The following is a 14071-nucleotide window of genomic DNA, read 5'->3' as shown; positions in this document are numbered from 1 at the left end:
AGTTTATAGAATACCTATAAGGAATGTTATTATAAGTTAGAATGTATTAAGCATTCAATCTTTAAACTTAGATGGTCTTATTTGCTTTTAAAATATGACGTGGCATTGTTAAGAAACAATACCTTGAAACTATAAGCATAGTTCGGTAAGGGCTACAATTCTACCTTTTAATCTATATAGAAAGTATAATTTCCCAACTGTAATTTAGATAGTGAAAAATTCTGACCTATAGGATATAATAAAAACATAAATATCTGCTGAGATTCTATGTGTGATTTGTTTCGGAGGGTTATGCATTCCAACTGAAGACGGATAATCATATAGGTTTAAGGAGTAGATTTATGTATTGTATTTTAAAACTTAACTGGAGAGGTGGATAAAATGTGCAGGATAAATCCTAAAGTAGATTTTGCATTTAAAAAGTTATTTGGAAGCCCTGAAAATAAAGATATACTGATTTCATTTATAAACTCCATGCTAAGGGAAGAAGAAAAAATAAAGGATATAGAATTGAAAAATCCATATAATATAGCAAACTATAGAAATGGTAAAATGACTATATTGGATATAAAAGCAGTAGATGAAAAAGGTACCTGGTATGACATAGAGATGCAGATGGCTGAGCAGGGGTATTATGATAAGAGGGCTTTTTATTATTGGGCGAAGGTATACACAGACCAAATGGAAAGCGGAGCTATATTTTCTACCTTGAGAAAGACAATATCAATAAATATATTAGATTTTAATTATCTCGAGGAAGAGGATTTTCATAATGTTTACAGAGTTTATAATGAAAAAAGTAGTAAAGAACTGTCAAATATATTTGAGATGCATTTTATAGAACTTGGGAAATTCAAAAAAGGTTTTAAAGATATAACGAACACTTTGGATAGATGGGTAGCTTTTTTAAACAAAGCTTATGAAATTCATTCCAATAATATGCCAAAGGAGTTGGCAGAGGATGAGGCAGTAAAGAAAGCTGTTGAGAAACTAGAAGTGATGTATTTCAGTGAAGAAGAGAAAGAAGAATATGAGAATGATTTAAAAAGGTTAAGAGATTATAAGGAAGCTTTTAGGACGGCAGAAGAAAAAGGTATGAACAGCGGAATAGAAAAAGGTATAAAGCAAGGCATCCAACAAGGCATCCAACAAGGCATCCAGCGGGGCATTGAACAAGGCATCGAACAAGGTAAGATAGAATTGGCAAAAAATCTATTAGATGTTCTAGATGAAGAAACTTTGGCTACAAAAACAGGTTTAAGTATTGAATTCATAAGAAGTTTAAAAAACAAATAAAGGCACTTTAATTTTTCGTCGACCTCCAGTAGTGCAAAAACAGCGGGAGGTCGACGAAATTTATAATGAGCCAGCTAGGAGGTTTGCTAGTTTTGTTAATAAAACAGTAACAAATTGACAAAATAACAAGCCCTGATATAATGGGAGTTGGAAGGTTTATAGAATACCTATAAGGAATTACATTGAAAAATGATGTTTATTTTTATAAAAAATTTGATATAATAGAGATAAGAAATGCTTAGTGCTGGTAACACTAAGCATAACCTAGAATGTTTTTTTGTTTTAGGGCTATTAGTTTTAATATTGGGTTATAGAAAAATGCACTTAATCTTTGTTGGATGGGGTGCTTTTTTCTTTGCTCGTAACTTCTATATCAAGGCCTAAAAACTTGATGTTAATTTTTAACCGATTTACAAAAAGATTATGAGTTAATACTAACCTAACAATATATATGATTGTTGCGTATTTTAATAATTTCACAAATAGTATAATCAATCCAATACCACCTCCTTAGCTATGATGAACTTCACCAATAGCACAGGAGGAAAAACATTCAAAACCTCCACAGCCATCCTTCTGTGGTATTAAATGCTTTGCATAAATATGTTATCATAATCACAAATAGATATGAAGTGGAATATTGTGGTATAATTAATCAAGAGTTAGTTATGCATTTATTAATAGTATATTTGATTTACATATAACTCTCCATGCATATCTCAGAATTTCACATCTTTTTCATATTCTCGAAAAAATTAAAAAAGTTATAGTATCTTGAAGGAATTTGAGAAAATATATAGAAATATACTAGTATATTACAGTAAAGTGAACCGCAATATGTAGACAAAAGGGGATTTTATGCGAATACAGATTATGCTTAAATTTGATGACAAATTAGTGCTGCCGATTCAGTACAATAATATCTTTCAGGCTATAATACTTAAATGGCTTGGAGATGAGAATTATCAGAAATTCATCCATGATACTGGCTATGAGTACAACAAAAGGCGGTACAAGATGTACTCTTTTTCAAGACTTGAAGGTGCCTTTAGGATGAATAGGGAGAACAAGACTATTACTTATTTTGATCAGGGCAAGTTTATTGTAAGTTCTTCTGATGACAAGTTTCTTAATTACATAGTGAATAAAGTTATTTTAGAGGATGAAATTTTTATTCGAAATCAAAGAGTATCAGTGGAAGAGGTAAGATGTTTCAATAAAAAACTTAAGAGTGGAGATAAGATATACACTAAGTCTCCGATAGTAGCATACAGTACTTTTGAACATGATGGCAGCAAGAAGACATACTACTATAGCCCTATGGAGAAAGATTTTGAAACTATACTTAGGAGGAATCTCATAAACAAGTTTAATGCAGCTTATGAAAAGGAACCAGAAAATGACGAATTTTCTATAAAGCCTATAAATAATCCTAAACTTAGAGAGAGTGCTGTTGTTTACAAGGGTACTGTTATAAAGGGTTGGAGCGGTGAGTTTATTGTAGAAGGTTCGGAAGAATTGCTTAATATGGCTTATAATGCTGGGCTTGGCTCAAAAAATGGACAAGGTTTTGGTTGTGTAGAAATTGGTGGTTAAGAGGGTGGTTATATGCAGGAAGCTATGCTTCAAATTGGAACTGCGATACTTCAGGGCAGTGACTTTGTAGAAAGTCTTGTGAAGGAAGCTGCAGTAACAGATAGTAAGGGCAGAAATCAGCATGTGCTTAAGTTAAACTTTGATACTACAAATGAGAGAATCATAATAGATACAAATGAAGAGATGAATGAAGCTACTTCTAAAAAATATCTCTATATAGGTTCTGCACCGGGAGCTGCATCAAGGCAGTGGTATTCAACTGCATCAAATCTTTCTTATCATATAACAGAGACTGTAGTTAATCTTAGCAATAAGAATTTTAAGGGAGATCTTGGGCATAAATTGGCCTTTATGAAGGAAAAATTCTATATAGATTTTGGAGAAGAGTTTAGCAGTCCTAAAAACCGATATATTCTGGACTTAGAAAAGGCTGGAGGAAAAACTGTTTCTGCAGAAGCGGTTTTAAATGAAATTTCTGATCTCCAGGGCAGCAATCAGGTTGATAAAGCATTTAAAAAGAAGCTTGGCGAGAAATGTAAGAAACTTTTTATAGATTATTTAAATGAGATTCATAAGATAAAGGACAAGGAAATTTCATTATATACAATTCTAATAGATGGTGTGCCTCTTTGTGACTTTCCTGAGTACAGGGAAGCGATAAGGAAGGAAAGAGAAGTTACTAAACCTAATAAGACATCAGTAAAACATTATTGCTCTGGGTGTGGAAGTAGTGAGGATTTAACTGCTGAAATCCAAACAGATATAAAGTTTTACATTACTGATAAAATCACATTTTTTAATGATTTTAACAAAGCTAATTTTGGTAAGAGCATGATGCTGTGTCAGAATTGCATAAAAAAAATTCTGGCGGCAGAGAAGTATGTCATGAACCATTTAAATACAAGAATGGCCGGATTTACGTTGTATATTGTACCTCATTTCATAGTTGGAAGTCCAATGACTTCTGATGAACTTCAACGAAAGACAAATCAAATTATCAAATCATTCAATACAGTGAAAAGCTACGAAAGCATAAAGAATCTCAAAATAGAGATAGAAAATTCATTAACAGAAGCAAATAGAGATGCTTATTTTCTACTCAACTTTATATTCTACAAGAAAAATCAGAAAGCAACTAAAGTTCAGAAATTTATTAAAGATATAAATCCATCTATGTTCAATAGAATCCTCGAGGCGGAATATTATACAGAAGAATTCGGAAAGTCTATATATGGAGAACAATTTTATTATAAGATAGACCTCAATTCTGTGTACTATTTAATTCCTATAAGGATAAGCGATGGACAATCCACTCAGTATAAGCGGTTATTAGATAGATATGAAGATATATTGTGCGGAAGAAATATAAATAAGAAGGCGGTTATTGAAGATATAATAAAATGCTGTAAGATTAAATACTTTGATGAAGATGGATATAACATAAGCAAGAATAGCATTGAATCTATTATAGTGAATGGAGAACTTTTTATAAAGTTTCTTCAATATTTAAAGTGCATAAAGGAGGGGAAAGCGGTGGATTATTCAGAGCTTAATGTGAATGAAAATTTAAAGCTTTATATGCAGGAGATGAAGTATACAGAGCAGGAGGCAGCACTGTTTTTGCTTGGGTATCTTATAGGCGAGATTGGTAATTCTCAACGTAAGAGGAGTGTTGAAGGTAAAAAACCTATTCTAAATAAACTTAATTATGCAGGGATTGATAGAGCACGGCTTAAGAGCTTATCTTCGCAGGTATTGGGTAAGCTTGATGAGGAGAAGATAAGAGTGTATTACGAAAATGTGTTTGGCGAGTGTAGAATGCTTATGGACAAGCATATAAACAGTGACTGGAGCTGCAACAAACAAGAGAATCTTTATTATATACTTTCGGGCTATGGTTATGCTGCAATAAAACACAAGTTAAGTATTAAGAAGGATGGAGGTAACAATGATGAAAAATAGTGAAATATTATATATTTATGATGCAAAATTGAGCAATCCCAATGGTGATCCAGACGAGGAAAACAGACCAAGGATGGACTATGAGAGAGAAATAAACCTTGTATCTGATCTTAGACTTAAGAGATATGTGAGGGATTATCTTATGGACAAGGGATATTCTCTGTTTGTGCAGGGGATAGATGATAAACCTGTCACTGCAGAACAGAGGATAAAGGCATTAGAAAGTAATGATACAGATACTATTTTAGATAAGCTCATAGATGTAAGAATGTTTGGAGCTACGATACCTTTTAAAGGTGACAATAAAAATTTTACAGGACCAATTCAGTTTAATTGGGGTTATTCACTTAATAAAGTAGAATTGCTTGAGACAAGCATTACTTCTCATTTTACTTCGAAGGAGGGGAATAATCAAGGTTCTATTGGTAAGGACTATAGGGTTAAGTATTCCTTTATAGCATTTTCAGGAGTTATAAGCGGAAAGAGAGCTGAGAAGGTGAAGCTTTCAGAGGAAGATGTAAACTTACTAGATAAGGCTATGAGGTATGCTATACCAGAGCAATGTACAAGAAGCAAGATAGGCCAGCATCCACGACTTTATATGAGGGTTCAGTATAAGGACGATGAGACGATACTTGGGGATATGAGAGATTACATAAAATTTCAGCAGGAAGAAGAGAGTATAAGAGATATAAAGGAATGTGCCCTTGACGTAACTGAACTTCGAAATTTCCTTGTTAAGAATGCTGAAAGGATTGAAGCTATGTACTATTTCTACGATGATAAGTTGGAACTCCAGGTGAATGGAGAGAAAGCGACTTTTAATGAAGCTTTTGGAGATTTTACACTGGTTGAAGTAAAGTAGGGTGAGAATATGAATGTACTGGTGTTTGATATAAGAGGAAAATTTGCTCATTTTAGAAAATATTATACCAATTCATCTTCTCTCACTTATTCTATTCCGCCGAGGACTACTATATGTGGAATTATAGCTACTGTTTTAGGATATGAAAGAGACAGTTACTATGAAACCTTCAGCAGCGATAACTGCAAAATAGCAATTAAAAAATGTGGTGCTACGAGAAAAATGCTTCATACTGTGAACTATATGTTTGCTAAAAACTCTAAAGAAGTCGTAGATCCAAAGAAGCATACACAGATTCCCTTCGAGATATTAACAGGAGACAGGGGCGTAATTTATAGAATCTATTTTTCTCATCAGAATGAGAATATAATGCAGGAACTGGAAAGAAGACTTAAGGAGAAAAAATATTATTTTGCACCGTATATGGGAGCGGCCAGTTTCAATTGCAGCATAGAATATATAGGTTCATCAGCAGCAGAAATTTTTACTTCGAAGACAGCAGCCAGCATAGCGACTGCGGTTGATAGCAGGTATATAGTAGAAGGCGGCATAGACGTGTATAATTCAGAGATAAATCTTATGAGAGAGAAGATGCCGCGGGATTTTATGCAGGATAGATATATAAAAAGTATAAATTCATATATCTTCGAAGATGAAGGAAAGACAATAAAAATGAAACTTTCTGCAGACATATATAAAGTAAAATATGAAGCAGATTGCAGTGCTCATGAAGAAAATATAGTGTTTATGTGATTGGTGGTGGGTATATATGTTTAATTCTCATGAAGATAAGACTATGCTGAGGCATCTTGAGGAAGTAAGACAAAATGCAAGATTTCTGGCAAAGGACAAATATGATGAACCTTTAGATATAATGTGCTGCTGCCATGATTTTGGAAAATATACTACCTACTTTCAAACGTATCTTAAGGATAAAAAGAAAAACAAATATGCAAACCATGGTTTTATATCAGCGATGTTCTCTGCTTATATAGCTATGGAAAAATATGGGCAGGAGTCACTTCTGCCCTTAATTATTTATAACGATATATTGCATCACCACGGAAATCTTAAATATGCAGCGGAGGATTTACCGGTTAATTTGAGGCAGGGACTTTATAAGATAATGGATAGTGATCTTTTCGAGAAGGTTACAATAGCACAGAAACAGATTGAGAATATAAAAAACAACAGGAATGAGATAGTTGAGGACTACAGAGCTTTAGGCTATGAAAGATATTTTAATGAGTTTATAGATGGGGCCGATTTGCCAGGACTTTTAAAGAAACTTAAGCGGATGGAATATGTAAATTTAAGAAAACTTGAAGAACCAGAGGTGTATTTTCAGAGTCAGTTTATGTATTCAGCACTTATAGGGGCAGATAAGCTTAGTGCATCCAATACAAAAATACCTGAAGAAAAGTATGCAGTGTTTGAAAACTTAAATTTGGCTAGAGAAGATAAGCTAAAAGGAGCAGACAATAGTAAGCTCAACAATATAAGAAAGGAAATATTTTTATCGATACAAGATAACCTTGAGAAAGTTTATAAGGATAACAAGATATTTTCGATTAGCGCGCCTACAGGGACGGGAAAGACGTATTCGGGATTCTTTGCAGCATTGAAGTTAAAAGAGCTGCTGGGAGATGGAAGAAGAATAATTTATGCGCTTCCTTTTACATCTATAATAGATCAAAACTTTAATGTAGTGGAAAAATTATTTAAACATGTTGAAGATTTTGTAGTAAACAGGAGCAAGTATATAATAAAACATCATAGCATGGCACAGCTGGAGTATGATGATGAATTCGAAGATTACAGCGTAAGCCAAAGTAAGCTCCTTTTGGAAAATTGGAGCAGCGGTATAGTTATAACCACATTTGTACAACTGCTTCAGACACTTATCGGAAACAGCAATAGAATGCTCAAGAAGTTTAATGCCTTTGAAAATTCAATAATTTTGTTAGATGAAGTTCAGGCGATAGACATAGAATATTACAGCCTTGTGGATTATGTTCTAAGAGCTGCGGCGGATAAGCTGAACTGTAGAGTTATAATGATGACGGCTACAAAACCGTTGATATTAAAGGACGCTTGTGAGCTTTTAAATAGTTATGAAAGATATTTCCAAATGTTTGACAGGACAGAAATTATTCCTAGATTACAACCTGTAACGATAAATGAGTTTGCTGAAGAATTCATAGAGCAAATGGAACAGAAATCATACCTTATTATATGCAATACGATAAACCAGTCATTGGAGATATATAATCAGCTGAAGGATGTAGGCAGAGAGGTATATTATCTATCTACCAATTTAATTCCAAAGCATAGGAAGGAAGTAATAGACAAGGTTTCTTCAGCTCTTTCATTAGGTGAAAAACCTATACTTGTTTCTACACAAGTGGTAGAGGCAGGAGTGGATTTTGATTTTGATGTGGTAATAAGAGATATTGCGCCTATAGATAGCATAATTCAGGCTGCAGGCAGGTGCAATCGCAACAGCAAGCAGTCCTCAAGAGGAAAAGTCTGCATATATATGATGAAAAGCGAGAGTGAAAAATATTTTTCAAATCTAGTTTACGGGCACAGTTCCATTAATATAACTGAGGAACTTCTAAAAAATAAGGTTAGCATACCAGAGAACAATTATCTTGAACTCATAAAAGAGTATTTTACACAAGTTACTGAATGTAAAAATGATGATGCCTCTAAAGGTTTTATAGATTCACTCAACAAACTTGTTTTTACAGATGAAAACATGAAATGGGAATACAGCCTTGATAAGTTTTCACTAATAAAGGAAAAAAGCAATTATGTGGATGTTTTTATGCGCTGCTGTGAGGAAGCAGAGGAGATATATCAGGAATTTATTAAAACTATGTCTGAAAAGGAAAGCGAAGAACGTATGGAAAAGCTTCTTAATATGAGGAGAAATATAAATGAATATACGCTCTCACTTCCTATAAGAATAGTGAAGGATAGGGTATCTTCAGATAAAACTACAGTGCTTTTAAATATGTCTGAAGAGGCCTGTGATAGTTATTATGACAAAACTACAGGATTTAAACGCAGTGAAGATGATTATCTCGTATTTTAAAATACAGGTGTGGAGTTGATTTTATGGATATAAACGGAACATATTTTTGGTACTATAATATCTGCACTCGAGAATTGTGGCTTATGTCTAGAAAAATAGTGCCTGACCAGCAGGATGAAAACATAGATATAGGTAGATTCATTCATGAGCACAGTTATAAAAGGAAGGACAAGGAGATATCTTTTGGAAATGTAAAATTTGACGTGATATTGGATTCAAAACAGGGATTAACTATTGGAGAGACTAAAAAGACATCAAAGTATTCAGAGGCTTCAAAGTGGCAGCTAATGTTCTATTTAAGAGTGCTTAAAATGGCAGGAATAAATGCAAAAGGAATGTTGCTTTATCCACAGGAAAGAAAAAGAGAAGAAGTTATATTAAATGAAGACGCTGAAAAAGCACTGCTCGAAATGGAGCAAAATATAGAGAAAATCTGTACTTGCATGAAGCCGCCTAAAATAAAAAGGATAGGCTACTGTAAGAATTGCGGATATAGAGAGTACTGCTATTCATAATAAGGAACTTTGAAAGGAATTGGTGATAGATGAAAAGGGATATATTTATATTCAATGATGGAGTTCTTAAAAGGAAGGATAACACTCTGTATTTTGAGAGCAGTGAAGGTAAAAAGTACATACCTGTTGAAGAAACAAATGCTATTTATGTGTTTGGTGAGGTGGAATTAAACAAGAGATTCTTAGAATTTGCATCAGAAAAAGAGATAACAATTCACTTCTTTAATTACTATGGTTACTATACAGGAACGTTTTATCCTAGAGAACATCTTAATTCTGGCTATGTGATTTTGAAGCAGAGTGAATATTATTTAGATTTTGATAAACGGCTTAGAACCGCAAAAAATATAATAGAAACTGCTATAGCAAATATTATAGTTGTGTTGAAATACTACAACAGCAGAGGTTCAGAACTTGAAGAAGAAATAAAGTGGATTTCAGAAAGATCAGCAGAGATGGAGGATACTCAGGACATAGAAACTCTAATGGCTGCAGAAGGAAATATTAGAGAAATGTATTATACATGTTTTAATAAGATTATAAACAATGTAGGGTTCAGATTCATAAAAAGGAGTAAAAGACCACCGCTGGATAACATAAATGCTATGATAAGTTTTGGAAATTCTCTTATGTATAGTACTGTGCTCAGTGAAATATATCAGACGCAGCTTGATCCAAGGATAGGTTATCTACACTCAACAAATATGAGACGTTTTACGTTAAATTTAGATATGGCAGAGATATTTAAGCCGATAATCGTTGATAGATGTATTTTTTCACTTTTGAATAAGAGAGTAATAGGAGAAGATGATTTTGAGGAGCAGTTTAAAGGCATTTTATTGTCCGACTCAGGAAAAAAGAAATTTATAGCAGAATATAATAACAAGCTGATGACTACGATAAAGCATCCTAAACACAACAAAGAAGTTTCTTATAAAAGACTTATAAGAATGGAGCTTTATAAACTGCAAAAGTATTTTACAGAAGATGAGGAATATGACGGCTTTGTTGCAAGGTGGTAAGGTATGGAACTACATGCAGGCTAGAGTGGTATTTATTGATAAATTTAAAAGAATTTTAATAGAGGTGTCTTGTTATGTTTGTTATTTTGGTATATGATTTCGGAGAAAAGCGAGTAGGCAGAGCTCTTAAAAAGTGCAGAAAATATTTAACCTGGGTTCAGAATTCAGTATTTGAAGGTGAAATTACAGAAGCAAATATGAAAAAATTAAAAATGGAGCTTTCAGAAATAGTGCATTCCAATGAGGACTCGGTTATAGTCTATACACTTCGAAATACAAGATATTCTAAGAGAGAGGTTATAGGTGTATCTAAGAATGAACAGGATATATTTTTATAGCATGAAACAGCATTTGATTTTTTCGTCGACCCTCAGTAGTGCAAAAAACACTGGAGATCGACGAATTTTATAATGAGGCAAACAGAGGGTTTGCGAGTTTTGTTAACAAAAGAGTTACAAATTGACAAAACAGTAAACCTTGATATAATGGTAGTTGGATGGGTTTATAGAATACCTATAAGGAATTGAAACTACGGTTTGGTATAACTCTACTGGAGATAGTGGTAGTTTATAGAATACCTATAAGGAATTGAAACCTTTCTTTTTTACCGAAATCCTCTCTGATATCATTGTTTATAGAATACCTATAAGGAATTGAAACTAGCTTTTTTCTAGTTTTTGAGTTTCTTCATTATCGTTTATAGAATACCTATAAGGAATTGAAACATTCATAAAAATTCATTTATATTTCCCCCTCAATAGTTTATAGAATACCTATAAGGAATTGAAACTTGTCTTCGATAGGTAGGACTATAACTTCCATAATGTTTATAGAATACCTATAAGGAATTGAAACCGAAGTTAGATAAAAAGGACTCCAAAGAGTATACACGTTTATAGAATACCTATAAGGAATTGAAACCAGGAAATGAATATGATGAAGTTCTTGACCATGCAAGGTTTATAGAATACCTATAAGGAATTGAAACCAGGAAATGAATATGATGAAGTTCTTGACCATGCAAGGTTTATAGAATACCTATAAGGAATTGAAACACTCCTTCTAACATATCAAGAAGAATTGTTTTGTTGGTTTATAGAATACCTATAAGGAATTGAAACAAAAGATTATTGAGGGGGAATAACATTGAATAAAGGTTTATAGAATACCTATAAGGAATTGAAACGTGGTAAAGGAGCTTCAAAGCGAAAAGAACAGATTAGTTTATAGAATACCTATAAGGAATTGAAACCCGATGAACAAAGCATTGAGTACGATAGAGTTGCAGGTTTATAGAATACCTATAAGGAATTGAAACTCTTTGAAGATTGAAACACTTTGTTTCCTCCTTACTGTTTATAGAATACCTATAAGGAATTGAAACCATAAAACTCTGAATCTTTAAAGGATTTATTCTATAGTTTATAGAATACCTATAAGGAATTGAAACCCGCTGATAACATGCTGTAAGGCTGTAAAAAGTCTATGTTTATAGAATACCTATAAGGAATTGAAACATACTGTAAAAGAGACTATTGTAAACGCCTATGTAGGTTTATAGAATACCTATAAGGAATTGAAACCAGAATTATCAATAAAAAACTCCTAGAGTTTTCTCCGTTTATAGAATACCTATAAGGAATTGAAACTATCACCTACGTGAGCGAAATGCAATACTTTTTTATGTTTATAGAATACCTATAAGGAATTGAAACAACATAACGGTTAATCCTTCATAGTATGCAGATATAGTTTATAGAATACCTATAAGGAATTGAAACCAAAGTAGGCTTAAAAATCTTATTGAATACGAGGAGTTTATAGAATACCTATAAGGAATTGAAACCAAACTTTAAACAGATAAAAGAAACTGAATCGAATTGTTTATAGAATACCTATAAGGAATTGAAACTCTTTCCAGCCGAAATTATTCTGCAATGTGAACTTAGTTTATAGAATACCTATAAGGAATTGAAACTCTTTTTGTATATTTCTATTTCCTCTTTAGACTGTGTTTATAGAATACCTATAAGGAATTGAAACTAGAAAGAAGGTGAAAGCTATGTATAATATACCAGGTTTATAGAATACCTATAAGGAATTGAAACCTTGTTCCATTAGTCATATCAACGTTTATAAACCTAGTTTATAGAATACCTATAAGGAATTGAAACTAGCTTCGTCAATATCTCCATCACACTCATATTCAGTTTATAGAATACCTATAAGGAATTGAAACGTCTCTTGGAGCTGTTGTCTCATATCTTTCATTTCTTGTTTATAGAATACCTATAAGGAATTGAAACTTGTAACACATTGTTGCGATATCTAAAGATGTAAAGGTTTATAGAATACCTATAAGGAATTGAAACGCAGGTTAAGCTAACACAAGATGTACTTGTAAACATCAAAGTAGCATAAAAGGGATTTCAGCAAATAAAAAGGAGAAACATTTTCTTAAAAACCTATTGAAAGTAAAATTTAATTGTGGTAACATTTAAATAAATGAAAAGGTTTTAAATGTTTGGTTAAACGTTTATGTTAAATTCATGTAACTTTAAATAAATTAGATAGTAGGAGAACATATGAATATTAAAGAATTGTCGAAGTTGGCTGGCGTTTCTGTAGCTACTGTTTCTTATGTATTAAACGATTCAGGTAACGTAAGTGATGAAACACGCCAAAAGGTACTCAGATTAGCAAAAGAATATAATTATAAACCTAATAGTATTGCTAAGAGTTTGAGAACAAATAAATCAAATACTATAGGTGTCTTGGTGGAAGATATTACAGTTTGGTTTGCACCAGAAATAATAAAAGGAATAAGCAAATATGCAGATAGCAATCAAAAGAATATAATACTTAGTGATCTAGGACTTTTCTCTAAAATCGGATACAAGTTTCAAGATATTGAAAAATATAAGCAGTATATAAATGATAAGATGAGCTTGCTTTTGAGTACTCAAGTTGATGGAATAATATATGTAGGAATGCATGATAGAAATATAGATAATGTAGTTGAAAAGATAAAAAGGCCAATTGTGTTTGTGTATTGTTATACAGAAAAATCTGATGATGTATATGTTACCTACGATAATACAGATATTTCTTATGAAATCGGAGAAATTCTTGTAAAGAGGGGTCACAGGAAAATAGCAGCTATTTGTGGAGCATATGATTCAAAACCTTCATATAAAAGATTTTGCGGTTTTAAAAAAGCACTATATGATAATGGTGTAGAGATGGATGATAAGTACGTTAAGTTTGGAAATTGGCAGAGTGAACAAGGGTATAGCTGCGCAAAAGAGCTTCTTATGATGGAGGACAGGCCAACCGCTATATTTGCATTTAATGATTTAATGGCAGCAGGAGCATTAAAAGCAGCTAGAGAACTTAAAATTTCTGTTCCAAATGATCTTTCAATTATTGGGTTTGATGATAGAGAGTTATCTTCGTATATAAGTCCTATGCTGTCAACTGTTAAGGTTCCGTTAGAAGATATGGGAGTTAAAGCTAATGAAGTGTTGGGAAATTTAATTTTGAAGAAAAAATTGCAAAGTAATAAAATAATTGTTCCCTGTGCATATGTTGATAGAGAAACAGTTGGGAATAAATAATTTTTAAGCACTAGTTAAACGATTAACTAAATAATGGTTTTTAAAAAGATAATTTTGATAAAAGCCCTAACGGGATTTTATATATTGAAATATGAAAA

General features: G+C 32.5%; 10 protein-coding genes and 1 CRISPR repeat array. All 10 genes read left to right on the top strand.

What is annotated here, in order from left to right; translation table 11 throughout:
* The first annotated feature begins 381 nt into the window (after positions 1-381).
* Entirely contained in the window at positions 382-1296 is a 915-nt protein-coding gene (locus CLORY_RS09970) for an Rpn family recombination-promoting nuclease/putative transposase (RefSeq protein WP_079423819.1), read from the top strand.
* 858 nt (positions 1297-2154) lie between these two features.
* Complete coding sequence (gene cas6, locus CLORY_RS09965; RefSeq protein WP_079423817.1) at positions 2155-2892, top strand: CRISPR-associated endoribonuclease Cas6; 738 nt, start codon at positions 2155-2157, stop codon at positions 2890-2892.
* 12 nt (positions 2893-2904) lie between these two features.
* Entirely contained in the window at positions 2905-4854 is a 1950-nt protein-coding gene (locus CLORY_RS09960) for a TIGR02556 family CRISPR-associated protein (RefSeq protein ID WP_079423815.1), read from the top strand.
* Positions 4844-5719: a type I-B CRISPR-associated protein Cas7/Csh2 gene (gene cas7b, locus CLORY_RS09955; RefSeq protein ID WP_207652191.1), complete on the top strand. Its 876-nt coding sequence runs from the start codon at positions 4844-4846 to the stop codon at positions 5717-5719. Before CLORY_RS09960 ends, cas7b begins: the two co-directional genes overlap by 11 nt.
* Positions 5720-5728: 9 nt before the next feature.
* Positions 5729-6472 (top strand): type I-B CRISPR-associated protein Cas5b, encoded by a 744-nt coding sequence (gene cas5b / locus CLORY_RS09950; protein ID WP_079423811.1) that lies wholly within the window; start codon positions 5729-5731, stop codon positions 6470-6472.
* Positions 6473-6488: 16 nt separating this feature from the next.
* Positions 6489-8819 (top strand): CRISPR-associated helicase/endonuclease Cas3, encoded by a 2331-nt coding sequence (locus tag CLORY_RS09945; protein WP_079423809.1) that lies wholly within the window; start codon positions 6489-6491, stop codon positions 8817-8819.
* 23 nt (positions 8820-8842) lie between these two features.
* Entirely contained in the window at positions 8843-9334 is a 492-nt protein-coding gene (cas4, locus tag CLORY_RS09940; protein ID WP_079423807.1) for a CRISPR-associated protein Cas4, read from the top strand.
* Between the two features lie 29 nt (positions 9335-9363).
* The gene (gene cas1b / locus CLORY_RS09935) at positions 9364-10356 is read left to right on the top strand and encodes a type I-B CRISPR-associated endonuclease Cas1b (RefSeq protein ID WP_079423805.1); all 993 of its coding nucleotides are present in this window, start codon (positions 9364-9366) and stop codon (positions 10354-10356) included.
* Positions 10357-10430: 74 nt separating this feature from the next.
* Positions 10431-10694, top strand: a complete 264-nt coding sequence (gene cas2, locus CLORY_RS09930) for a CRISPR-associated endonuclease Cas2 (protein WP_079423803.1) — start codon at positions 10431-10433, stop codon at positions 10692-10694.
* A gap of 162 nt (positions 10695-10856) precedes the next feature.
* A CRISPR array of direct repeats spans positions 10857-12728; the repeat unit is 30 nt; unit sequence GTTTATAGAATACCTATAAGGAATTGAAAC.
* Positions 12729-12941: 213 nt separating this feature from the next.
* Positions 12942-13973: a LacI family DNA-binding transcriptional regulator gene (locus tag CLORY_RS09925; protein ID WP_079423801.1), complete on the top strand. Its 1032-nt coding sequence runs from the start codon at positions 12942-12944 to the stop codon at positions 13971-13973.
* Positions 13974-14071: the final 98 nt, after the last annotated feature.

The organism is Clostridium oryzae, assembly GCF_002029235.1.
Taxonomy (GTDB): Bacteria; Bacillota; Clostridia; order Clostridiales; family Clostridiaceae; genus Clostridium_AE; species Clostridium_AE oryzae.
Note: the sequence above shows the minus strand (reverse complement) of the source record. Positions and strands in the feature narration are given on the sequence as shown.